General features: G+C 72.9%; 18 protein-coding genes and 1 pseudogene. 7 read left to right on the top strand and 12 right to left on the bottom strand.

The window, feature by feature from the left end; all coding sequences use genetic code 11:
- Positions 1-26: 26 nt before the first annotated feature.
- The 10 genes from PV682_RS05260 to PV682_RS05215 form a co-directional block, all read right to left on the bottom strand.
- Positions 27-953: a S66 peptidase family protein gene (locus PV682_RS05260; RefSeq protein WP_319724507.1), complete on the bottom strand. Its 927-nt coding sequence runs from the start codon at positions 951-953 to the stop codon at positions 27-29.
- Complete coding sequence (locus PV682_RS05255) at positions 950-2,866, bottom strand: prolyl oligopeptidase family serine peptidase (RefSeq protein ID WP_319724506.1); 1,917 nt, start codon at positions 2,864-2,866, stop codon at positions 950-952. Before PV682_RS05255 ends, PV682_RS05260 begins: the two co-directional genes overlap by 4 nt.
- The gene (locus tag PV682_RS05250; RefSeq protein WP_319724505.1) at positions 2,863-4,167 is read right to left on the bottom strand and encodes a M20/M25/M40 family metallo-hydrolase; all 1,305 of its coding nucleotides are present in this window, start codon (positions 4,165-4,167) and stop codon (positions 2,863-2,865) included. The genes PV682_RS05255 and PV682_RS05250 overlap by 4 nt, the downstream gene beginning before the upstream one ends.
- Positions 4,160-4,993, bottom strand: coding sequence for a M55 family metallopeptidase (locus PV682_RS05245; RefSeq protein WP_319724504.1), 834 nt, complete (start codon positions 4,991-4,993; stop codon positions 4,160-4,162). Before PV682_RS05245 ends, PV682_RS05250 begins: the two co-directional genes overlap by 8 nt.
- A gap of 11 nt (positions 4,994-5,004) precedes the next feature.
- Positions 5,005-5,583: a sigma-70 family RNA polymerase sigma factor gene (locus PV682_RS05240; RefSeq protein ID WP_319724503.1), complete on the bottom strand. Its 579-nt coding sequence runs from the start codon at positions 5,581-5,583 to the stop codon at positions 5,005-5,007.
- 127 nt (positions 5,584-5,710) lie between these two features.
- Positions 5,711-6,379 (bottom strand): hypothetical protein, encoded by a 669-nt coding sequence (locus PV682_RS05235; protein ID WP_319724502.1) that lies wholly within the window; start codon positions 6,377-6,379, stop codon positions 5,711-5,713.
- A gap of 200 nt (positions 6,380-6,579) precedes the next feature.
- Positions 6,580-7,305, bottom strand: coding sequence for a class I SAM-dependent methyltransferase (locus tag PV682_RS05230; protein WP_319724500.1), 726 nt, complete (start codon positions 7,303-7,305; stop codon positions 6,580-6,582).
- 181 nt (positions 7,306-7,486) lie between these two features.
- Positions 7,487-9,919 (bottom strand): ATP-binding SpoIIE family protein phosphatase, encoded by a 2,433-nt coding sequence (locus PV682_RS05225; protein WP_319724498.1) that lies wholly within the window; start codon positions 9,917-9,919, stop codon positions 7,487-7,489.
- A gap of 213 nt (positions 9,920-10,132) precedes the next feature.
- Positions 10,133-12,511 (bottom strand): MFS transporter, encoded by a 2,379-nt coding sequence (locus PV682_RS05220; protein WP_319724496.1) that lies wholly within the window; start codon positions 12,509-12,511, stop codon positions 10,133-10,135.
- 169 nt (positions 12,512-12,680) lie between these two features.
- Positions 12,681-13,124, bottom strand: coding sequence for an SRPBCC family protein (locus PV682_RS05215; RefSeq protein WP_055720790.1), 444 nt, complete (start codon positions 13,122-13,124; stop codon positions 12,681-12,683).
- A gap of 156 nt (positions 13,125-13,280) precedes the next feature.
- On the opposite strand from PV682_RS05215, the gene PV682_RS05210 reads away from it, so the two are divergent.
- The 3 genes from PV682_RS05210 to PV682_RS44545 all read left to right on the top strand — a co-directional run bounded on the left by PV682_RS05210 (position 13,281) and on the right by PV682_RS44545 (position 16,537).
- Positions 13,281-14,327 carry an Rv2578c family radical SAM protein gene (locus PV682_RS05210; RefSeq protein WP_319724493.1) on the top strand — a complete coding sequence of 349 codons (1,047 nt, stop codon included), beginning with the start codon at positions 13,281-13,283 and terminating at the stop codon, positions 14,325-14,327.
- 121 nt (positions 14,328-14,448) lie between these two features.
- On the top strand, positions 14,449-16,011 hold the full coding sequence (locus PV682_RS05205) for an alpha/beta hydrolase (protein WP_319724491.1): 1,563 nt from the start codon (positions 14,449-14,451) through the stop codon (positions 16,009-16,011).
- A gap of 94 nt (positions 16,012-16,105) precedes the next feature.
- The gene (locus PV682_RS44545) at positions 16,106-16,537 is read left to right on the top strand and encodes a hypothetical protein (protein WP_456154968.1); all 432 of its coding nucleotides are present in this window, start codon (positions 16,106-16,108) and stop codon (positions 16,535-16,537) included.
- Between the two features lie 17 nt (positions 16,538-16,554).
- On the opposite strand, the pseudogene PV682_RS05200 reads toward PV682_RS44545, so the two are convergent.
- A pseudogene (locus PV682_RS05200) lies at positions 16,555-17,584 on the bottom strand (IS110 family RNA-guided transposase).
- 254 nt (positions 17,585-17,838) lie between these two features.
- Here PV682_RS05200 and PV682_RS05195 point away from each other — a divergent pair.
- Positions 17,839-18,237 carry a RidA family protein gene (locus PV682_RS05195; protein ID WP_319724487.1) on the top strand — a complete coding sequence of 133 codons (399 nt, stop codon included), beginning with the start codon at positions 17,839-17,841 and terminating at the stop codon, positions 18,235-18,237.
- Positions 18,234-18,761 carry a GNAT family N-acetyltransferase gene (locus PV682_RS05190; protein WP_319724485.1) on the top strand — a complete coding sequence of 176 codons (528 nt, stop codon included), beginning with the start codon at positions 18,234-18,236 and terminating at the stop codon, positions 18,759-18,761. The genes PV682_RS05195 and PV682_RS05190 overlap by 4 nt, the downstream gene beginning before the upstream one ends.
- 1 nt (position 18,762) lies before the next feature.
- Here the strand turns inward: PV682_RS05190 and PV682_RS05185 are convergent, their stop codons facing one another.
- A complete protein-coding gene (locus PV682_RS05185) occupies positions 18,763-19,338 on the bottom strand; it encodes an adenylosuccinate lyase (protein ID WP_319724483.1) in 576 nt (191 codons plus the stop codon).
- A gap of 350 nt (positions 19,339-19,688) precedes the next feature.
- Here PV682_RS05185 and PV682_RS05180 point away from each other — a divergent pair, with 350 nt between their 5' ends.
- Positions 19,689-21,548, top strand: a complete 1,860-nt coding sequence (locus PV682_RS05180) for a 3-hydroxyacyl-CoA dehydrogenase family protein (RefSeq protein WP_407705601.1) — start codon at positions 19,689-19,691, stop codon at positions 21,546-21,548.
- Positions 21,549-21,633: 85 nt separating this feature from the next.
- Positions 21,634-22,476 (top strand): TetR family transcriptional regulator, encoded by an 843-nt coding sequence (locus PV682_RS05175; RefSeq protein WP_319724482.1) that lies wholly within the window; start codon positions 21,634-21,636, stop codon positions 22,474-22,476.
- Positions 22,477-22,773: the final 297 nt, after the last annotated feature.

Here is a 22,773-nt window from a genome sequence, read left to right as displayed (position 1 = left end):
CGTCGGCGGATCCGCACGGCGAGACCTCACCGCAGCGCCGGTTCCTCCAGCACCAGCGTCCCCGCGTCCGCGTCCAGCACCGCCGCCACCCCGAAGGGCACCGTCAGCGCCCCCGCCCCGTGCCCGAACCCGAACTCCTCGACGACCGGCACCCCGAGCCCGCCGAGCCGGTCGGCGAGCATGGCCCGTACGAGGGGATAGTCGTCGCACTGCGCCCAGGACCCGAGGAGCACGCCCCGCACCCCGTCGAGCCACCCGGCGCGCAGCAGCTGGGTGAGGTAGCGGTCGAGACGGTACGTCTCCTCGCCCACGTCCTCCAGGCACAGCAGGCCCCCGCGCGCGGAGGCTCGCGCGTACGGGGTGCCCAGTTCCGCGGCGAGCAGGCACAGGCAGCCGCCGAGCAGGACGCCCCGGGCCCGCCCGCCGACCAGCGCGCCCCCGCCGGTCGCTGTGACGGTCTGGACGGACTCGGGTTCCATGAGGGTCGCCCGGAGATGGCGCTGGGCGGCGGCGTTCTTGAGGAAGTCCACGCTCGCGGCCATCGGCCCGTGCAGGGTGACGAGCCCGAGCCGGTTCGCGAACGCCTCGTGCAGCGCGGTGATGTCGCTGTAGCCGACGAGGACCTTGGGCCCGGCCGCCCGCAGCGCGTCCCAGTCGAGCAGGTCGGCCATGCGCTGGACGCCGTAGCCACCCCGCGCGCACAGCACGGCGTCGACGGACGGGTCGCACCAGGCGTGCTGGAGGTCGGCGGCCCGGTCGGCGTCGGCGCCCGCGAGGTAGGGGAACTCCCGGTGCCGGTCGAGGACATGGGGCGCGACGACGGGTTCGAGTCCCCAGCCGCGCAGGATGTCGAGGCCGCCCTGGAGCCGCTCCTCGGGTACGGGCCCGCTGGGGGCGACGATCGCGACGCGGGCGCCGGGCGCGAGGCGCCGGGGACGGGTCAACTCGTTCACAGGATCAGCTCTTTCCCGGGATGCAGTCCGAACACCTCGGCATACAGGGCGAGTTCGGCCTCCAGCGCTCGCACGGTCGTGGCCGCCTCGCGGAACCCGTGCCCCTCGCCCTCGAAGGTGAGATACGTGTACGGCACGCCGACCCGCTCCAGGAACCGTTCGCACTGCGCGGGCGGACAGATCACGTCGTCCAGCCCCTGGAGCAGCAGGAACGGCACGCTGACGCGGTCCGCGTGCTCGACCGGCGACCGCCGCGCGAACCGCTCGGCCGGCCCGATCAGCCCGTCGAGGTAGCGGGATTCCAGGTCGTGCGTCCCGCCGTCCGCCCAGCTCACGGGATCGAGAACGGGATAGCGGATCACGGCGCAGGCGTAGACGTCCGTACGGGTCAGCGACACGGCGGCGGTCCAACCCCCCGCGCTGCCGCCCCGGATGGCGAGCCGCCTCCGGTCGGCGGCCCCTTCCGCGACGAGCGCCAGCGCGACGGCGGCGCAGTCCTCGACGTCCACGACGCCCCAACTCCCGCGCAGCCGCTCGCGATACGCCCTCCCGTACCCGGTGGACCCACCGTAGTCGACCTCGACGACGCCGATCCCCCGCGAGGTGAAGTACGCGATCTCCAGGTCGAGGACGAGTGGCGCCCGGTCGGTGGGCCCGCCGTGCGCCCACACGACGTACGGCGGCAACTCCCCTTCGGGTCCCGTGTGTTGAGGGTTGCGCGGCGGATACACCTGCGCGTGGATCTCCCGTCCGCCCGGCCCGGCGAAGGTCCGCGTGACCGGCCGCGGGTAGTACGCCGGGTCCACGGCGTCGGCGTGCGCGGCCCCGACGACCCGCACGCCCCCGCTCCCCGCGTCCAGTTCGACGACCTCGTACCCGCTGTACGGCCCGGCCCCGACCCCGACGACCCGTTCCCCGCGCACGGCGAGCGTGGCCCCGAACTCGGTCCAGGGCCCGGTCAGTTCGGCGAGCTCTCCGGTACCGGGGTCGAGCACGCCGAGTGCGGCGGCGCCCCGCCCGTGGACGACGGCGATCCGCCCGTCCTCCAGCGGCGCGCACCACCGCTGCCCCAGCTTCCACAGTGCCCCGCCGAACTCCTCTGCGCGCGGGCAGAGTTGCCGTCCGTCGCGGTAGAGGTTCCACCAGCCGCTCCGGTCGGACACGTACAACAGCCCGCCGTCCGCCGCCCATTCGACCTGGACGACCGACTCCCGGGGTCCGCCCGCGACGACGTGAGGCTCCCCGGCTTCGTCGGCTTCGTCGGCTTCGGTGACTTCGGCGACCAGCAGCTCGGTCCCGTCCCACGGCATCCGGGGGTGGTCCCAGGCGATCCACGCCATCCTGCGCCGGTCCGGCGACAGCTTCGGCCCGGTGACGAACCTCCGCCGGTCGTCGGTGAGTTCACGCACGGCACCGGACCCGTCGAGCGGTACGGCGGCCAGGACGCGCCGTACGTCGGTGGGTGCCTCGCCGGTGAACTCCTCCTTCACGCACCAGACTTCGCCCCGTTCGGGCAGCAGCACCGGGTCGGCCCAGCGCAGCCCGCCGCCCACCCCGGAGACGGGGGTGAGGGGCCGGGGTCCGCCGTCGCCGTCGTACCGGTAGAGGCGCTGGTCCGCGAAGTGGACGAACACCACGAGGAGCCGGCCCTCGTGCACGGTCCCCGCCCAGGGGCAGCCGCCGTACTCGTGGACGCGGCTGCGGACGTTCCAGGGCGCGGCCAGGACCGCTTCCTCGGTGCCGTCGGCGCGGCGGCGGACGAGGGTGCGGCGGCCTCCCTCGGCGGGCCGGGGCGCCGTCCACCAGACCTCGTCGCCGACGAACCCGACGTACTCGGGGCGTCCGTCGTGCGCGGCGGCGAGGTCCGCGGTGATCGGCGATGGCCAATCGCCGTACGGCAGGGCGCGGTTCACGCGGTGCGCAGGAAGCGGTCGAGGACGTCGACGCCGAAGTGCAGCGCGTCGACGGGGACGCGTTCGTCGACGCCGTGGAACAGGGCCTGGTAGTCGAGCCCTTCGGGCATTCTGAGCGGGGTGAAGCCGTAGGTGACGACGCCGATCCGGGAGAACTGCTTGGCGTCGGTGCCGCCCGACATGCAGTACGGGACGGTGTACCCCTGGGGCGCGAACTCCCGTACGGCGGCGCGGAGTCCGGCGTACGTCGGGGTGTCCAGAGGTGCCTGGAGCGCGACGGAGTGGTGCTGGAACTCCCAGCTGACGTCAGGTCCGGTCAGCTTGTCGAGCGTCGCCCTGAACTCGTCCTCCGCGCCCGCGAGATAGCGTCCGTCGACGTAGGCGACGGCCTCGCCGGGGATGACGTTGACCTTGTAACCGGCGTCCAGCATCGTCGGGTTGGCGCTGTTGCGGACGGTCGACTCGACGAGCTTGGCCGCCGGGCCGAGCTTGGTGAGCAGCCCGTCCACGTCGTCGAGGTCGGCCTCGATGCCGTAGAGCGCGGCGAGTTCGGTGAGGGCGGCGGCGACCGTGGGGGTCAGGCGGGCGGGCCACTCGTGCTCGCCGATGCGGGTGATCGCTGCGGCGAGGCGGGTGACGGCGTTCTCGCGGTTCACCTTCGAGCCGTGCCCGGCGCGGCCCCGCGCGGTCAACTTCAGCCAGGCGGTGCCGCGTTCGCCGGCGGCGATGGGGTAGATCTCGCGTCCGGTGCCGTCGTGGAAGGTGAACGCGCCGGACTCGCTGATGCCTTCGGTGCAGCCCTCGAAGAGGCCGGGGTGCTCGTCGGCGAGGAACCCGGCGCCGTCCTCGGCGCTCGCCTCCTCGTCGGCGGTGAACGCGATGACGACGTCCCGGCGCGGGCGTACGCCTTCGCGGGCCCAGGAGCGGGCGACGGCGAGGACCATCGCGTCCATGTTCTTCATGTCGACGGCGCCGCGCCCCCACACGACCCCGTCGCGGACCTCGCCGGAGAAGGGGTGCACGCTCCAGTCGGCGGCCTCGGCGGGGACGACGTCGAGGTGGCCGTGGACGAGCAGCGCGTCCGCCGACGGGTCGGTGCCCTCGATGCGGGCGACGACGTTGGTGCGGCCCGGCGTGCGCTCCAGCAGTGTGGGTTCCAGGCCGATGTCGGCGAGCTGCCGCGCCGCGTACTCGGCGGCGGGGCGCTCGCGGCAGTCGCCGCCTCCCCGGTTGGTGGTGTCGCAGCGGATCAGGTCGGACGTGAACCGCACGACCTCGTCGTACGCCTGCCGGTCAGCCATAGTTCTCCTCCATCGCGGACGCGGCGACCGTGGTGACCGCCTTGAACACCCGGATCGCGTCGTACATGCGGTCCGTCGTGTACGCGACCTTGCGCTCCCCGGTCCGCGCCACGCCGGGGATCACCGTCACGGCTCCCGCGAGGTGCTCCGCGTCGAACTCGACGGCGACCGTGTACGGGCCGGTGCCGGACGGGTCGTGCCGTACCGCGAGCGCCGTCGCCTCGCGGGCCGCCGCGCGGATGTCGGCGGCCGTGCGCGCGGGCGTGCGGCAGATCGCCGCGTACCGCGAGACGTGGTCCTTGACGGCGACCTTGTGCGCCTCGGGCGCGTATCCGAGGGCGTCCTCGCAGGTGATGTCGTCGCCCGTCACGAGGATCACGGGTACCCCGTACTCGGCGGCGACACGGGCGTTGAGGAGGCCCTCGCTGGCGCGGACGCCGTTCAGCCAGACGCCGGTGATCGTGTTGGCGAGGTAGGTGTGGGCGAGGACGCCCTCCATGCCGGCGCCGCCGTGGTACCCGACGAACGCGATGCCGTCCACGTCGCCGTACTGGACTCCCTCAACCATGGACAGGTCTTTGTGACGGCCGGTCAACATGTCCGCCCGTTCGTCAAGACGTTCAAGGAGAAGGTTGCGCATCGTGGCATGGGCTTCATTGATCAATACGTGATCGGCGCCGCCGTCGAAGAAGCCGCGGACGGCCGCGTCGACGTCCGAGGTGAACATCTCCCGGCACCGCTGCCACTCCGGGGCGCCCGGCCGGACGTCCTCCGGCCAGGTGACCCCGGTGGCACCCTCCATGTCAGCACTGATCAGGATCTTCATGGGGCGTCACGTTACGCCACGGCCGCACCCGTCTCGGTGGGCCGCTCCGCCAGCAGGGCGGCCAGCGTGGCGCGTGCCCGCGCGACGCGCGAGCGGACGGTTCCGACGGGGCAGCCGCTGCGGGCGGCGACCTCCTCGTAGGGCCAGCCCGCGATCTGCGTCAGCACGAACGCCTCGCGGCGCTCCCGGGGCAGCGCGGCGAGCAGGTCGAGCAGGAGGACACCGTCCTCGAAGCCGGGGACGGCGACCGTCTCCCAGGCATCGGAGTCGCACACGCGCGGGCGTACGGCGGCCCGGCGGTGGCTGTCGACGACCGCGCGGCGGGCGATCGTCAGCAGCCACGCGCGCGCGGAGGAGCGCCCCTCGAAGCGGTGCAGGCTGCCGAGGGCCCGGACGAAGGTGTCCTGGACGAGGTCGTCGGCGCCCTGCGGGTCGGCGCTCAGGTGGATGACGTACCGCAGCACGTCCCGGTACAGCGCGCGCACCCATCGGTCGACGGCGACGGGGTCGCCGTCGCGCGCGGACAGTGCCCACGCGGTGATCGAGGCGTCCGCGTCGGCGCGCGGGGAGGGCAGCGTGGAGAGAGTCACTCGGGTGTGTCCTTCTCTGGTCACGTCCGGGACCGCACGCGCGCGCGTGCGGTCCGGTGAAGGGGGGTACGGCCGGGTACGGCCGCGTCCCGAGGCGCGCTGGGGCGGCTCGGGTCACCGGCTGCCGTCAGACGGCAGCGCGCCCCCGGGGCGGTCCCCTGGACGTGAGCGAGTGGACGAGAAGCCGCTGGACGGGCGTGCGCCCGGGCCGTCCGCGCCGCCACAGGGGGCGCGGGAACTCCGGCGGCACGGCGACGGCCAGCACGAGCCTCAGCGGGGCCGCCAGCCACACGCCGACGGCCCGCAGGGCCCGGAACACGGCGCGCTCCCCGTAGGCCAGCCACAGGCCGCACAGCAGCGCGGCGAGCAGGTGCGCGAGGAGCATCCCGTACGACGCCGTCGAGGCGCCCGTGAGGGGTGCCCCCATGCCGTCGTGGCCGCCCGCGTGGGACATGCCCATGTGGGGCATCCCCATGTCCATGTGCATGCCGGGCATCCCCGCCATGTCGGCCATGCCGGCCGCGCCGGCCGCGCCGGAGTCCGTCCGCTGCACGGCGGAGAACCCCTGGTGGAGCAGGGCCTGGGCGGCGACGACGCCCCCGACGACCGCGGGCAGCCCGCGCTCCCGTCCGGCGAGCGCGCACCCCGCGGCGGCGGTGACGCCGAAGGCCGCGCCGAGCGCCCACGGGGGCAGCCCCGCGCCGGACATCAGGACGTGCCCCAGGGCGGCGAGCACGACACAGACGGCCGCGAACATCACGGCCCTCCCTGTGCGCGCGCACCACCCGGCGGTCATGGGGCCACATCCTCCCATCCGTGGTCCGGCCGTCGGGCGGGTGTACGCAGACGCCCCCCGCCGACCACTCACTCTCGGGGAGGTGATCCATGCCACACAAGAGGGCCGCGGGCGCTCGGAGGGCGGGGTGAGGGCGCTCATCACGCGCGCGGTGCGGGCCAATCGTGCGCCCGGCGCACGCGCGCCCCTCCCCCGGCAGGTCAGGCGGGGCGCCCGGCCACGACCCACTGCGACGGCAGGACGACCGGCGCGCCGTCCGGCAGGTGCTCGGTGGTCGTCAGGGGTGCCCGGCCGAGCGCCAGGACGGCGAGTCCGGCCGCCGCAAGGTGGTCGGGTACGGCCGCGTCCGGGACGGTGCCGGGCGCGATGCCGTGCCGGAAGATCGGCGCGAGCTTGGCGGGCGGGCCCTCGGGGCGGCGTGCGAGGCCGCCCAGGATCGCTCCGGCGTCCTCGGCGGGCTCGACCAGGAAGGCGCGGCCACGGGCGCCCAGGAGGGCCGCCACGGCGTCCACGAGGGGCTGGCGGTCCTCGGGCCCGCACTGATGCAGGACGCCCCGGACGTAGACGTTGGCGTCGCCCAGCTCGGCGTGCAGCGCGCCGGCCGCGCCCTCCTCGACGGCGTCCAGGAACCGGTAGGCCGCCCGCCCCTCGGGATCGGCCCGGCGGGCCCGGTCGAGGGCGGCCTCGGCAAGGTCGACGCCGATCACCCGGGGGAAGCGTCCGGCGAGGAACCGGGTCTGGGTGCCGTTGCCGCAGCCCAGGTCGACCAGCGGCAGGCCGGGATCCAGGAGGTGGGGGGTGAACAGCGGGAGGTGGGACTCGGCGGCGGCCTCGGGCTCCGCGTCCCAGAACACCTCTCCCCTGCCGTCGGGAGCCTCCGTCCAGAACCCTTCCCACGACTCCCGGTACCGCTGTGTCACGCTCATGACCAAGTCTCCCCAGGGTGCGACGCCAAGCCGCCGTGAGCCGACGGGCGGGTACGGTCTACCGCGCGCCGCGCGCGCTCACAAGCACGGGCCCGGCACTTTCACGCCTCCTCCGAAACCGGCCACCCCCCGCGTACGCCCCCGGCGCACCGCCCGTCACGCACGCCCCCCGGCTCGCGCCTCACCTCCGGGGCAGCGTCAGCTCGAACCACACGCTCTTGCCCGCCCCCGACCGGCTGGCCCCCCACTCGCGCGCGAGCGTGCTCACCACCCGCAGCCCCCGCCCCGCCACGTCCAGCGGGCCGGCGTCCAGCAGGGTCGGCAGCTCGTGCCCCTCGTCGTCCACCTCGCACAGCAGCGTCTCCCCGCGCACGAGCCGTACGACGACACCGCGCCCCGGCGCGTGCAGGACCGCGTTGGTGACCAGCTCGCCGACCATCAGCACCGCGTTGTCGACGAGCCGCGCGAGCCCCCACTCGTGCAGTTGCTCCCCGATCGCCGCGCGGGCGCGCCGGACCTCGGCGGGCGAGGGGGCGAAGCGCCACTCGGCGACGTCGTCGGGCTCGATGCCGTTGAGGCGGGCCATGAGGAGCGCGACGTCGTCCTTGCGCCCGCCGCGCGGGTTGAGCGCCCGGATGATCGTGTCGCAGGCGTCGTCCATGGACGCGGCGGGGTGCGCGGCGGACTCGCACAGCGTCGCCAGCCCGACACCGATGTCCTCGCCGCGGATCTCGACGAGCCCGTCCGTGCACATGACGAGCCGGTCGCCGGGCTCCACGCGCAGCCGGACGGCCTCGAAGGGCACCCCGCCGACGCCGACGGGCGCGCCGGTGGGCAGGTCGAGGAGTTCGCTGGCGCCGTCGGCGCGGACCAGCACGGGCGGGATGTGGCCGGCGTTGGCGATGCTCAGCTCGCCCGCGATGGGGTCGTACACGGCGTACAGGCAGGTCGCGAGGTAGTCGCCGCCGAGCCGCTGCGCAAGGTCGTCGAAGTTGCGCAGCAGTTGCGCGGGCGGCAGGTCGAGGCCGGCCATGGTCTGGATCGCGGTCCGCAACTGGCCCATCTTCGCGGCGGAGTTGAGCCCGTGGCCCATGACGTCGCCGACGACGAACGCGGTACGCGCGCCGGGCAGTTTGACCGCGTCGAACCAGTCGCCGCCGATGCGGCCCATCTGAGTGCCCGGCAGGTAGCGGGTGGCGATGTCGCAGCCGGCCATGCGCGCGGGGATGTGCGGCAGCATGCTGTCCTGGAGGGTCTCGGCGACGGCCTCCTGGAACGTGTACATGCGCGCGTTGTCGAGCACGAGCCCCGCGCGGGCGGCGAGTTCGGCGCCGGTGACGCGGTCCATGTCGTTGAACTCGGTGCGCTCGGGGTGCCGCAGCAGGATCATGAACCCGAGGACGACGTTGCGCGCCTTGAGCGGCACGACGAGCATCGACCGGCCGGTGATCAGGGGGCGGATGTCGCGCTTGTCGAACTGCGAGGCGATCGCGTGCCCCAGCTGCTCGTCGATGCGCGGCACGAGCACGGGTTCGCCGGTGGTCATGCACTGGAAGAACGGCGTGTGCGCGGGGAACGGCATCGCCTCGCCGACGGGGACGACGTCGTCCCAGCGCCCGGGTTCGTCGGTGTGTTCGAGGGCGACGCGGTGCCACATCGTGCGCGTGTCGGGCACCCCTTCGTCGAACTCCTCGCCGGCGACGACCTGTTCGCGCAGATAGGTCCCGGCGACGTCGGTGAAGCGCGGGACGACGGCCCGGCTGACCTCGACGATCGTGCGCGCGAGGTCCAGCGACGTACCGATCTTCCCGCTGACCTCGTTGAGGAACTCCAGGCGCTCGCGTACGGCGACGTACTCCAGGTCCTCGCCGTCGTCGGCGAGTTCGGCCGGCACCGGCAGGCCCTGCGCGAGCGCGCGGGCGGCGCGTTCGCGGCGGACCTTGCGCTCGGCGCGCCGGGAGACGCCCCAGTCGGGGGTGACCGGGACCTTCTCGTTCTGGCTGAACTCCAGGATGGGGTAGCCGAGTTCGAGGACCTGGGCGACGATGCGGGCGCCCTCGCCGACGCTCATGCTGGGCAGGATCTCGGGAAGCCGGCGCGCGAGGTCGTCGGCCCCGGGGAACTCGGTGTGGCGGGCGAACGCCGGGGAGATCCGCTCGACGCTCACACCGCCGTCGTCGCCGTTCTCGGGGGCCGGCTCCTCGCGCAGTCCGGCCGCGTCGGCGGCGAGCACCAGGAGCCGTTCGGCGCCGGAGCCGTACAGCGGGTACGCCCACCACAGCACGTCCGCGCGGGCGCCGTCGGGGCGGCTGATCCAGGCCCGCCCGGAGGACGGGTAGCCGAGTCCCGCGTCGAGCGGCGTGCCGTGGCCGTCGTACTCGGCGAGGACGTCGTACGGGGCGGGCTCGGGGGTGTCCTCGGGGTCGGGGAGGGCGCCGGCGACGGGCAGCAGGTCGAGGGCGGGCTGTCCGATCGCCTCCTCCTTGGGGAGGCCGAAGAGTTTGCGCGCGCCGGTGCTCCAGTGGGAGACGAGGCCGGCGTCGTCGACCACGACGACGGCCAGCGGGACGCGTCCCGGGCCGGGAGGTGTGTCCCGCTCGGTGCCACGGTCCATGGCCCAGGCCCTCTCTCCCCAGAGCTTCACAAGATCTGTCCCGCTGCCACCACGGTACGGGGGCGGTGGGCCGGGATGTGCGGCAATGCTGGAATTGGTGCGACCGGGGCGCCGCCGGGCGCACAGGGCGCTCGACGGGGCGTGCGCACGCCGTACGGCGGCCCGCTCCCGGTCACGGTGATCCATGCGCGCCCCCCGAGCCCCTCGCGTCCCTCAGTCCTCGTACCCGAGCTGGAGGTCGCGTTCCGTACGGCCGCCGCCCGCGACCTGGAGGACGGTGGCGACGGGCGGGTATCCGGCGGCGATGACGGTGTACTCGCCGGAGGACAGGTCGACGAAGCGGAAGGCGCCGTCGGGGCCGGTGGTGAGGGTGTCGACGACGTTCCCGGCGGCGTCGAGGAGCGTCACGCGCGCGTCCTCGACGGGCCGTCCGCCGCCCGCGCGCACGGTGCCGCGCAGGACGGCGCCGCCCGCGAGCTCGATGTCCTGGCGGGTCTCGCGGGCCTGCTGGACGGTGACCGGCAGGGCGGCGGGCCGGAAGGCGGGGGCGCTCGCGGCGAGGGTGTACTCGCCGGCGACCAGCTCGGTCATGGTGTAGCCGCCCTCGCGCCCGCTGCGGGTGGCGGCGACGACCTCGCCGTGGACGTTGGTGAGGGTGACCGTGGCGTCCCGCACGGGGGCGCCGTCGGCGGTGACGACGGTCCCGGCGAGGCGTCCGGCGCCGCCGAGGACGATGTCGAGGTCGACGGGCCGCTCGCCGACGGTGACGGAGACGGCCTGCGGCTGGTGCCCGCCCGCCGCGGCGATCAGCACGTACGCGCCGGAGCCCGGGGTGGCGAGCGCGTAGCGTCCGTCGTCGCCGCTGGCGCCGCGCCCGATCTGCTGCCCGGCGACGTCGATGAGGGTGAGTGCGGCGCGCGGGACGATGGTTCCGTCGGGGTGCTGGACGGTTCCGCAGACGGCGATCCCGGCCGCGTACGTCGCGCGCGCCGACGGGAGGGCGAGGGGCTCGGTCTCCGTCTCGTTGTGGGACACGAGGGGTTTCTCCTTGAGGAAGAAGGCGAGGAACAGGCCGACGAGAAGGACCGGCACGAGGTAGAGGAAGATCCTCGGCATGGCGTCGGCGTAGGCGCTGATGTAGGCGTCGCGCAGGGCCGGGGGCAGCGTGTGGACGAGCTGCGGGGTGATCGACTCGGCGTCGGGCGGCGCCTGGCCCGCGTGCGCGGGGACGCGCTCGCGCAGCGCGTCGGTGAGGCGGTTCGCGAAGAGGGTGCCGAAGATCGCGGCGCCGACGCTGCCGCCGATCTGCCGGAAGTAGTTGTTGGCGCTGGTGGCGGTGCCGAGGTCGGCGGGGCGCACGGAGTTCTGCACGGCGAGCACCAGCACGGGCATGACCAGGCCGATGCCGGCGCCGAGGACGGCCATCCAGAGGCTGTAGTGCAGCCGGGGCGTGTCGGTCTCCAGGCGGGACAGCAGCCACATGCCGGCGGTGGACAGGGCGCCGCCGAGGAGGGGGTAGAGCTTGTAGCGGCCGGTGCGGCTGATGAGCTGTCCGGAGACGACGGAGGCGACGACGATGCCCGCCATCATGGGCAGCATCAGCAGCCCGGACTCGGTGGCGGTGGCGCCGTCGACCATCTGGAGGAACGTCGGCAGGTAGCTCGCGGCGCCGAACAGGGCGACGCCGACGACGAGGCCGATGAGCCCGGTGACGTTGAAGACGGAGTCCCGGAACAGCCGCAGCGGGATGAGGGGTTCGGCCGCGCGGTGCTCGGCGAGCAGGAAGAGCAGGCTCGCGGCGAGGGCGCCCGCGCCGAGGCCGACGATCGTGCGCGAGCCCCACGCGTACTCGGTGCCGCCCCAGCTGGTCAGCAGGACCAGGCAGGTGGAGGCGGCGGCGAGCAGCAGCGTGCCGAGGACGTCGAAACGGGGGCGGACCTCGGGCCGGGGCAGTTTGAGGACGGCGGTGACGACGGCGAGGGTGACCAGTCCGAAGGGGACGTTGAAGTAGAAGCACCAGCGCCAGGAGAGGTGGTCGGTGAAGTAGCCGCCGAGCAGGGGGCCCGCGACGGAGGCGAGTCCGAAGGCCGCGCCGATCAGGCCCATGTACCGGCCGCGCTGCCGGGGCGGCACGATGTCCGCGATGATCGCCTGGACGCCGATCATCAGCCCGCCCGCGCCGACGCCCTGCACCGCGCGGAAGGCGATCAGCTGGTCCATCGTCTGGGCGCGGCCCGCGAGGGCGGAGCCGACGACGAAGACGACGATCGCGAACTGGAAGACGCCCTTGCGGCCGATGAGGTCGCCGAGCTTGCCGTAGACGGGCAGGCCGACGGTGGAGGTCAGCAGGTAGGCGGTGATCGCCCAGGACATCCGGTCCAGGCCGTGCAGTTCGCCGACGATCTTCGGCAGGGCGGTGGCGACGATCATCTGCTCCAGCGCCGCGAGGAGCAGCGCGAGCATGAGGCCGACGAAGACGAGCCGCACCCGGCGGGGGCTGATCCCCTCGTCCTGCCGCGGGGATGGGGGCGCGGCGGCCGGCGGGGCCGTCGCGACCGCCGGCTCCTCCTGCACCAGGGTGATCCCGCCCACGTACCGCTCCCCTCGTCGCACTTGCCACACAATTCCCGCGTAAAGCGACAACTCCTGGCAAGCGCGACGAGTTACGGCGCCGACCGGGTTCGTGGGAACAACCACTCGAACCGGTGAATTCGATCAACGGCCGGGGCTCGGGCGGAACCTGTCCGCCGGGCCGGGCGTTCTACTTCTCCACCTCGGCGGCGAGGTTGGCGAGCAGCGCGTCGTAGATCCGGGCGAGGCCCTTGGGGGCGAAGGTCTTCTCGAAGAAGCCGCCGATGCCGCCGGCGCCCTGCCAGGTCGTGGTGACGACGACGCGCGCCCTGCCCTCGCCGGCGGGCGTGACGCGCCAGACGGTGACCATGGAGGAGTTGCGGTCCTTCTCGACGAGCTCGCCGTCGGTGGGCTCGGTGACCTCCAGGAGGCAGTCGCGCACGCGCTTCTTGGTCGCCTGGAGCTTCCAGTGCACGAGCGTGCCCTCGCCGTCGCCGCCCTCGCGCACCTCGAACTCGCTGAACTGTTCGGGCATCAGCTTCGCGCGAGGGCCGCTGTAGTCGGCGAGTGTGTCGAACACCGTCTCCGGGTCCGCCGCGACGACGCGCTCGGTGGTGGCCTCGACCTGCGCCATGAGTTCCTCCAGGGCCTGTTTCTCGGGGTCGGGGCAAGCCAACCACCCCGCCGGGCGGCCACCCAAATCGGGGGTCCCAAAGCGATCGGAAACGGCACGCGCACGATCATGGGAACAAGTGTTCTATTCTGTGGCCAGTGCTACCGAGGAGGCGTCATGCGCTGGCAGAACCTCACCCAGGAGCCCGGCGAGCACGGCCGGGCGGCCGACCCCGCCCTGTTCGGCGCGGACGCGGTGACCACCCGCACCTTCGACACGCCCGAGTTCCGCGGAATGACGTTCCACGAGGTCCGGGCCCGCTCGGTCCTGAACCGGGTGCCGGGCGCCTCGCGCATGCCGTTCGAATGGACGGTGAACCCCTACCGGGGTTGTTCGCACGCGTGCGTGTACTGCTTCGCGCGTCGCACGCACAGCTATCTGGACCTCGACACGGGCATCGGCTTCGACACGCAGATCGTCGTCAAGGTGAACGCCCCCGAGGTGCTGCGCCGCGAACTCGCCTCCCCGCGCTGGCAGGGCGAGCACATCGCGATGGGCACGAACGTTGACTGCTATCAACGTGGGGAGGGCCGCTATCAACTGATGCCGGGCATATTGACCGCACTTCGGGAGCGCGCGAACCCGTTCTCGATCCTCACCAAGGGGACGCTGATCCTGCGCGACCTCGACCTGCTGCGGCGGGCCGCCGAGGTGACCGACGTCGGCGTCTCCGTGTCGGTCGGCTTCCTCGACGAGGAGCTGTGGCGCACGGTGGAGCCGGGCACCCCGGCCCCGGGGCGGCGCCTGGACGTCGTCCGCGCGCTCGCCGACGCCGGGCTCGGGTGCGGCGTCCTGATGGCTCCCGTGATCCCGTTCCTCGGCGACCACCCCGATCAGCTGCGCGCCACCGTGCGTGCGATCGCCGCCGCCGGAGCGACGTCCGTGACGCCGCTGACGCTGCATCTGCGGCCCGGCGCGCGCGAGTGGTTCATGGCCTGGCTGGCGCACCACCACCCGCGTCTGACGTCCCGTTACGACCGGCTGTACGCGGACGGCGCCTACGCCCCGACCTGGTACCAGCGCCGGATCACCCGCCAGGTCCACGAACTGGCGCGGGAGTACGGCATCGGCCCCACGCGCGCGGGGATGCCGCGCAGGACCCCCGCGCCCGCGCAGACGGTGGAGCCGGAACCGGCGGGTCCGGTCCAGCTGACCCTGCTGTGAGCACGTCCGGAACATCCGATCGGGTCAACTATCGGCGGAACAGGTTCTTCCGCCCCCGCTTCCCGGGACCATGCCGCCGGGGCCGTCGACCCACACGGTCCCGGCAGTCCTGGGAGGCTCCATGAGAAAACGCGCAGCCGTACTGTGCGGTGCCGCCGCCGTCGTGGCCGCGACGCTCACCGCCGCGCCCGTAGAGGCCGCTCCGGTGTCGCACACCGAGAAGCTCGCCTGGAAGAGCTGCGGTACGACCGACCACCCGACGCTCCAGTGCGCCTCCCTGAAGGTGCCGCTCGACCACGGCAACCCGCGCGGGCAGCAGATCAGCCTCGCGCTGACCCGCGTCCCGCACACCGCCAAGACCTACCAGGGCCCCCTGCTGGTCAACCCCGGCGGTCCCGGCGGCAGCGGCCTGTCCCTCGCCGGGTTCGTCGCCTCGACGCTCCCGAAGAACGTCGCCGCGCAGTACGACGTCATCGGCTTCGACCCGCGCGGGGTCGGCAAGTCCACGCCCGCGCTGGACTGCAAGCCGGGCCACTTCGACCCCGTGCGCCCCGACTCGGTGCCCGTCACCGAGGCGATCGAACGGGCCAACCTCGCGCGCGTGCAGTCGTTCGCGAAAGCCTGCGGCACGAAGTACGCCAAGCTCCTGCCGTACATCGACACCGTCAGCGCGGTGCGCGACATGGACGCCATCCGCACGGCCGTGGGCGCGCACCGGATCAACTACTTCGGCTACTCGTACGGCACGTACCTGGGCGCCGTCTACGCCAAGCTGTACCCGGAGCGCGTGCGCCGCCTGGTGCTCGACTCGATCGTCGACCCCTCGGGTGTCTGGTACGACGACAACCTCTCCCAGGACGTCGCCTTCAACGACCGCCACCGCGCGCTGATGGCGTGGATCGCGAAGTACGACGCCACCTACCACCTCGGCACCGACCCCGAGAAGGTCGAGACGAAGTGGTACGCCATGCGCGCGTCCCTCGCGAAGAAGCCGGCCGGTGGCAAGGTCGGCGCCTCCGAGCTGGAGGACACGTTTCTGCCGGGCGGGTACTTCAACGGCTACTGGCCCTACCTCGCCGAGGCGTTCGCCGCGTACGTGAACACCAAGGACGCCGATCCGCTGGTCGAGGCGTACGAGAAGTTCGGCGCGGTCGACGCGTCCGGGGACAACGGGTTCAGCGTCTACAGCTCGGTGCAGTGCCGGGACGCCGCCTGGCCGCGCGACTGGGAGCAGTGGCGGGCCGACAACTGGGCGACGTACGAGAAGGCGCCCTTCATGACCTGGAACAACGCCTGGTACAACGCGGCGTGCGCGTTCTGGCCGACGAAGTCGCTCCGTCCGGTGAACGTCGCCAACCACAAGCTGCCGCCGGTCCTGCTGTTCCAGGCGACCGACGACGCGGCGACCCCGTTCGAGGGCGGCGCCCTCACGCACGCGCTGCTGCGCGGCTCCAGCCTCGTCGTCGAGGAGGGCGGCGGGAACCACGGCATCACCCTCAGCGGCAACGCGTGCCTCGACAAGCACCTCGCCGCGTACCTCACGGACGGCACGGTCCCGCGCGCCGACGGCCCGGTCGACGCGGTGTGCAAGGCCCTGCCGGACCCCAAGCCGCTCACCAGCAAGGTCGCGGCACCGTCGGCGCACGGCACGGCGCTGCACGGCTTGCTGGGCTTCAGAGGCTGACCCCAGGTCCGTCGACCCGAGGTGCCGGGGGCGTTGAAGCTCCTGTAGATCGTCAAGTTGATCGGTTGTCGTGGCTGGGTCGTACTGTGCCTGGGTGCGCTACTTGGTGGAGTCCTTCATCATCGGGGCCTTGAGGCGGGGCCGTTCGGTTGAGCAGTTCCTCGGGCCGGTCGGCTCGCCCGAGCGCCCCGGTGTGAGGTATGCCGAGGTCCGGGCGGCGAGGACGTCATACGAGGTCTATGTCCATGCCGTCGAAGATGTCGGGCACGAGAATTTTGTGGACCTGGACGTGTTCCCGCCGTTCGATCAGGATGCCGAGGAAGAGGACTTCGGCCAGCTCCTGGGCACGGCTGAGGACCCGCACGACGCGCTGGTTCTTGCCGAGGAGTGCACGGGGGCTGTTCGCGGGCGGTGGGTCAACCAGGGTGTCGTGCAGGACGAGTACCGCGACTTCGTCCGGGCCGGCCGCCCGTCCGGCATGTCGCCGGACGGGCATCCCTGGCCTGACCTGCGCACCGGCTCGTGATGATCTGATCGCCTCGTTCACGTGGCCGTTGCCACCGGGACGCCGGTGGCTTTGATGTGCCTGTAGACCTCGCGGACGTCCTTGGTGGACATGCCTTCGGCGGTGCGTCTGGCGACGTAGTCCCTGGTCCGTGGGTCGTTGCATGCGAACCAGGACGATGGTGCAGAGGGCGCTGTTGGCGTGCCGGTCTCCGCCGCGGTTGATGCGGTGGCGGTTGGTGCGGCCCGAGGAAGCGGGGATCGGGGCGGCCACGCACAGGTGTGCGAAGGATGCTTCGGATCGGAGCCGGTCGGGGTTGTCTCCGGCTGTGATCAGAAGCTGTCCGGCCGTCTCGATGCCGACTCCGGGCAGGGCGACGAGGCTGGGGGCCGCCTGGGTCACGAGGGGGGCGAGGTCGGCGTCGGCCTCTTTGATCTCCTGCTGAAGGGTCTGGTAGCGGCGGGCGAGGCGGCGCAAGGCCGTCCTGGCCGCATGGGCGGGGTCGGTGAGGTCACCGGTGGGCCGGGTCCGGGCGAGGGTGTCGATGAGTACGGCGGTGGACAGTCCCCGCAGCTTCTCCCGCACGGCGGAGGGTGCAGTGACCATGAGAGAGCGGATCTGGTTGATGGCTTGGGTGCGGGCCTTGACCGCGCTCTTGCGGACCACACGCAGGGCGCGGATGGCCTCGACGATCCCGTTCCGGCTCTTCGGTGTTCCGCTCGCGCGGCCGGAGAGGACGGTGGTGGCCGCCGCGTAGGCGTCGATCGGATCGGACTTGCCGTGCGACCGCCTGGCCCTGCGGTCCGGGCGGTCGACCTCCACGACCGTAATGCCGGCGGCGGTCAGGAACCGGGCGAGTTCCGCGCCGCAGGCCCCGGTCCCCTCCATCCCGACCGCGATGACGTCCCCCTGGGCGCGCAGCCATGTCAGCAGCTGCCCGTAGCCGGCCGCCGTCGTTTCGGACGACTGCGTGTCCAGATGGCGGCCGACCGGGTCGATCACCGCGGCTTGGTGGATGTCCGTGTGGGTGTCGACTCCGCCGATCACCGCCATCCCGGGCGCGCTCATGCCTGTTCTGCCGTCCTTCATACGAGGCGTGGTGGAACCGCGTGTGCCGCCCGGGCAGACGGACGAGACAGTGAAGAGGCCCGACGGCCAAGCTCCTATGAGGTCACGGACGCCCGCGAGTACACGCAGTGGCATCCCCCGGGGGCCGACAATTCAACACACAGGCAGCCGAAACGCCAGTCAGCCCCAGAGTCAGACCCCCGAGCGATGCCGCGTACATCCTCACTGTCAGACCCGTGATCCATGATGGGTTCATGAGCGACCTGACCCGCATCCCGGCCCCCGACGGCGTCTCCCCCGCCGCGCAGTACAGCCACGTGGTCATCGGCACCGGCCGCCTGATCGCCGTCTCCGGCCAGGTCGCCCTCGACGAGGGGGGCGACCTGGTCGGCGCGGGCGACCCCGGCGCCCAGGCCCGCCAGGTCTTCGAGAACCTCCGCCGCTGCCTCGCCTCGGCGGGCGCGGCCTTCTCGGACGTCGTCAAACTCACCTATTTCGTCACGGACATGGCGTACATGCCCGCGATCCGCGAAGCCCGCGCCCTCCACATCCCGGACGACCGCCTCCCGGCCGCCTCCGCCGTCCAGGTCTCCGCACTGGTCCGGCCCGAATTCCTCATGGAGATCGAGGCGTTGGCGGTGACCGCGCGATGACGCCGCCGCTCTCGGTCCGTCCCATGGTCCTCGCCGACTGCCCCCGGGTCGCCGAGATCCGCGTGCGCGGCTGGCAGACCGCCTACCGGGGCCTGATCCCTCAGCCCTACCTCGACTCCCTCTCGGTCCCCGAGGACGCCGACCGCCGTCGTGCTCACTTCGAGAACGCCGGCGAGGACGTGGTCAACCTCGTCGCCGAGCGCGCCGGAACGGTCGTCGGCTGGGCCTGTCACGGGCCGTACCGGGACGGTGAACGCCTCACGGACGACGCGGAGTTGTACGCCCTGTACGTGGACGCGGCCTGTTTCGGCTCGGGTGTCGGACACGCGCTCCTCCAGGAGACGCGGCGCCGGCTCGCCTCGCGGGGGCGCGAGCGGCTGTACCTGTGGGTGCTCAGGGACAACGCCCGCGCACGCCGGTTCTACGAGCGCGCGGGCCTCGCACCCGACGGCGCGGAGGAACCGTTCGAGGCGGGCGGGGCGCAGGTGCCGGAGGTGCGGTACGTGGGGGAGGTGGGCGGCTGACTCACCGTCTCCTCGCCGGAATCCTCCGCAGCGCCCGCGCCGCCGCCTCCGCCACCGCCGGATGCGCCAGGGCGTCCTCCAGGACCGGCCGCGCGCGAGGATCGCGGAGTGCGCCGAGGCCCTCGATGCAGGCCAGTGCCACGCGGCGGTACGGGTCGTGGGGGGTGAGGCGGCGGCGGAGGGTCGTGATCAGGGCCGGGACCGACTCGGGGGCGGCGAGGGCGGCCAGGAGGCGGACCGGCTGGAGCGCGTAGGCGACGCGGAGTTCGTTGGTGGCGAGGGCCGCCGCCGCGCGGGCGGTGCGGGGGTCGCCGAGGCGGGCGAGCGCGTGCGCGGCGGAGGCGCAGCGCGGGGGGTCGCGGTGGTTGAGGAGGAGGACGAGGGCTTCGAAGGCGCGCCGGTCCCCCGCGAGGCCGAGCCGGTACGCGGCCAGCTCCCGCGCCCACAGCGGCCGTCCGGGCTCGGTCAGCACCCCGGCCAGCTCGTCCACGCCGGCCGCCGCGAGCCGCTCGAAGGGCTCGCCCCCGCCCGACTCCCGGCGTAAGCGCTCCGTGAGCGATCGCGACTCCTCGTCCATGATTCAGAGCGTAGGCGGGGCGCGACCAGGAGGGGAACGGGTTCGCGAAGTCCACCGCATCCAGGGGCTGGCGCGCTCGTTACTCGCGGGTTAAGCTCAGACGAGCGGGACACCCTCCCGCGTACCTCCTCGTGGCGGCCTGGTGACGCAGCCGCCGCGGGAAGCACGACCCGGCTCCGGGACAGGGCCGGTCGGATCTCTCCGCCGTACGAGCCGGACAAGCCGTACGCATCTGTATGTCGGGCGTGTGCGCTCGCAGCCCGGCAGCACCCGCAGCCTTTCGCGCCCCGCGCGCCCCCTCGGCGCACCCGGCGCTCTCCCAGTCGTCACCTCTTTCCTGGAGTCCCTCGATGGCCACTCCCCTGTCCCCCTCCTCCCAGCAGATCCAGCAGATCCAGCAGACCCCGCTGCCCCAGCAGACCCCGCTGCCCCAGCAGGCCCTGCGGACCGTCGCCGTCGTCGGTCTCGGCACGATGGGCACCGGCATCACCGAAGTCCTCGCCAAGGCCGGCCGCCGGGTGATCGGCATCGACATCAGCGCCGCGCAGGCGGCCCGCTGCGTCGCCGCCCTGGAGACCTCCACCGCCCGCGCGGTGGCCCGCGGCCGGCTCACCGAGCAGGAGCGCGCGGACGCGCTCGCCCTGATCCGTACGGGCACCGACCTGCGCGAGGCGGCCGACGCGGACCTGGTGATCGAGGTCGCGCCGGAGTCGTACGAGATCAAGCAGCAGATCTTCCGCGAGCTGGACGGCGTCGTGCGCCCCGACGCGATCCTCGCGACCGGTACGAACGCCCTGTCCGTGACCCGGCTCGCGGCCGAGTCCGCGCGCCCGGAGCGCGTGCTGGGCCTGCACTTCTTCAACCCGGCGCCCGCGATGAAGCTCGTCGAGGTCGTCTCGTCGGTGCTGACCGCCCCGCAGGCCGTCGCGACGGTCACCGAACTGGCCGTCGAACTCGGCAAGGAGCCGGTGGCCGTCGGCGACCGCCCCGGCTTCGTCGCGGACGGCCTGCTGTTCGGCTACCTCAACCAGGCGGCGGCGATGTACGAGGCGCGCTACGCCTCCCGCGAGGACATCGACGCGGCGATGCGCCTGGGCTGCGGCCTCCCGATGGGCCCGCTCGCCCTCCTCGACCTGATCGGCGTCGACACCGCGCGCACCGTCCTGGACGCCATGTACGCCGCCTCCCACGACCGTCTGCACGCCCCCGCGCCGATCCTCCGCCAGCTCAGCGAGGCCGGGCTCACGGGCCGCAAGGCGGGGCGCGGCTTCTACACGTACGAGGCTCCGGGCAGCGCGACCGTCGTCCCCGACGCCCTCACCCCCCTCCCCGGCGCCTCCGGCGTCCCCGGCCGACCCGTCCGCTCCGTGGGCGTCGCCGGGTCGGGGACCATGGCGTCCGGCATCGCGGAGGTGTTCGCGAAGGCCGGGTACGACGTCGTCCTGGCCGCCCGCAGCGAGGAGAAGGCCGTCGCCGCGAAGGCCCGGATCGGGACGTCGCTCGCGCGGTCCGTCGACAAGGGGCGGCTCACTGCCGAGGCGGCGGCGGGCACGCTGGAGCGGATCACGCCGACCGGGTCGTACGACGCGTTCGCGGACGTCGACCTCGCCGTCGAGGCGGTCGCGGAGGATCTCGCGGTCAAGCAGCAGTTGTTCGCGACGCTGGACAAGGTGTGCCGGCCGGGGGCGGTGCTGGCGACCACGACGTCGTCGTTGCCGGTGATCGCGTGCGCGCGGGCGACGTCGCGGCCCCAGGACGTCGTGGGGATGCACTTCTTCAATCCTGCACCGGCGATGAAGCTGGTCGAGGTGGTCCGTACAGTGTTGACGGCGGACGATACTCGATCAACTGTTGACGAAGTCTGTGCATCGATCAAGAAGCATCCCGTCAACTGTGGAGACCGTGCGGGGTTCATCGTGAATGCCCTGCTGTTCCCGTATCTCAACAACGCGATCAAGATGGTGCAGGAACATTACGCATCTCTTGACGACATTGACGCGGCGATGCGGCTCGGCGGCGGCTACCCGATGGGCCCCTTCGAACTCCTCGACGTCGTCGGCCTGGACGTCTCCCTCGCCATCGAGAAGGTCCTGCACCGCGAGTTCCGCGACCCCGGCCTCGCGCCGGCGCCGCTTCTGGAGCACCTGGTCGCCGCGGGCTGCCTCGGCCGCAAGACGGGCCGCGGCTTCCGCGAACATGCCAGGCGCTGACCCCTTCCTGGGGCGGGCGGACTGGGGCGGGCTGCTCGATTCCGCAGGCCGGGCGGACCCCGGACCTGCGCATCGGGCCGTGCACATGCAGTACGTTCGGGGCATGTCCCAGCCCGCCAAGTCCTCCCGTACCCCCGCCTCGTCCGACGCGCCGGAGAGTGCCGCAGGCAGCCGTGCCGCCGCCCAGCGGCTCAAGATGCGCCGAGAACTGGCGGCAGCCGCGATGGAGCTGTTCGCGACGAAGGGCTACGAGGCGACCACCGTCGACGAGATCGCGGCGACGGCCGGGGTCGCGCGCCGTACGTTCTTCCGCCACTTCCGCTCCAAGGAGGAGGCGATCTTCCCGGACCACGACGACACGCTGGTCCGCGCGGAGGCGGTGCTGAACGCCGCTCCGGCGCACGAGCACCCCCTCGACACCGTGTGCCGCGGCATCAAGGAGGTCATGAGGATGTACGCGGCGCGGCCGGAGATCTCGGTCGCCCGCTACAAGCTGACGCGTGAGGTGCCCACCCTGCGCGAGGCGGAGATCGCCTCGGTGGCCCGCTACGAGCGGCTGTTCACGCGCTATCTCCTGGGCCACTTCGACGAGCACGCGCACGACGACGACGCGAACGACGACCCGCTGCTGGCCGAGGTCGCCGCGTCGGCGGTGGTCACCGCGCACAACCACGTGCTGCGGCGCTGGCTGCGCGCGGGCGGGCAGGGCGACGTGGAGGCGCAGTTGGACCACGCGTTCGCGATCGTGCGCCGTACGTTCGGCACCGGCATCGGCATCGGGCGCGCGGCGACGCCCCCCTCCCCCGCCGCATCGGCGCCCCCGGCGGCACTCTCGGCGCAGGGCGAGGTCCTGGTGACGGTCGCCCGGACGGACGCGCCGCTGGACGAGGTCATGCGGGCGATCGAGCAGGCGCTCAAGGAACGCTGACCCGAGAACATCTCTGTGACGACGGCCACCCCCACGGGTGGCCGTTTTGGCATGTCAGGGCACGTTTTCCCGCACCTCGGGACCCCCACCTGATCGATCATCGCTCACTTGTCAAGTAAAGAATTCACCTGAGCGCAATTCATGGCACTCAGTGCCTTGCCGAGTGACACGGGGTGTCATACCTTGAAGTCGTCCGGGTGGCCGGCGGACGGCGAACAGCCGTCCGCCGGTTGTCCCCGCGCACCACGTCGCCGCGCACCCGGACGCCTGCGTCACAGGCAACCTCCCGCGCCACAA

This window comes from Streptomyces niveiscabiei (assembly GCF_033794345.1).
GTDB lineage: Bacteria > Actinomycetota > Actinomycetes > Streptomycetales > Streptomycetaceae > Streptomyces > Streptomyces niveiscabiei.
The sequence above is the reverse complement of the archived record's forward strand: the minus strand, read 5'-3'. Positions and strand labels throughout refer to the sequence as shown.

Bases quoted from the DNA above. Each gene is read 5' to 3' on its own strand.
- PV682_RS05250 (WP_319724505.1), bottom strand. From the start codon at position 4,167: ATGGCTGACCGGCAGGCGTACGACGAGGTCGTGCGGTTCACGTCCGAC.
- PV682_RS05245 (WP_319724504.1), bottom strand. From the start codon at position 4,993: ATGAAGATCCTGATCAGTGCTGACATGGAGGGTGCCACCGGGGTCACC.
- PV682_RS05235 (WP_319724502.1), bottom strand. From the start codon at position 6,379: ATGACCGCCGGGTGGTGCGCGCGCACAGGGAGGGCCGTGATGTTCGCG.
- PV682_RS05230 (WP_319724500.1), bottom strand. From the start codon at position 7,305: ATGAGCGTGACACAGCGGTACCGGGAGTCGTGGGAAGGGTTCTGGACG.
- PV682_RS05225 (WP_319724498.1), bottom strand. From the start codon at position 9,919: ATGGACCGTGGCACCGAGCGGGACACACCTCCCGGCCCGGGACGCGTC.
- PV682_RS05215 (WP_055720790.1), bottom strand. From the start codon at position 13,124: ATGGCGCAGGTCGAGGCCACCACCGAGCGCGTCGTCGCGGCGGACCCG.
- PV682_RS05210 (WP_319724493.1), top strand. From the start codon at position 13,281: ATGCGCTGGCAGAACCTCACCCAGGAGCCCGGCGAGCACGGCCGGGCG.
- PV682_RS05205 (WP_319724491.1), top strand. From the start codon at position 14,449: ATGAGAAAACGCGCAGCCGTACTGTGCGGTGCCGCCGCCGTCGTGGCC.
- PV682_RS05195 (WP_319724487.1), top strand. From the start codon at position 17,839: ATGAGCGACCTGACCCGCATCCCGGCCCCCGACGGCGTCTCCCCCGCC.
- PV682_RS05190 (WP_319724485.1), top strand. From the start codon at position 18,234: ATGACGCCGCCGCTCTCGGTCCGTCCCATGGTCCTCGCCGACTGCCCC.
- PV682_RS05185 (WP_319724483.1), bottom strand. From the start codon at position 19,338: ATGGACGAGGAGTCGCGATCGCTCACGGAGCGCTTACGCCGGGAGTCG.
- PV682_RS05180 (WP_407705601.1), top strand. From the start codon at position 19,689: ATGGCCACTCCCCTGTCCCCCTCCTCCCAGCAGATCCAGCAGATCCAG.
- PV682_RS05175 (WP_319724482.1), top strand. From the start codon at position 21,634: ATGCAGTACGTTCGGGGCATGTCCCAGCCCGCCAAGTCCTCCCGTACC.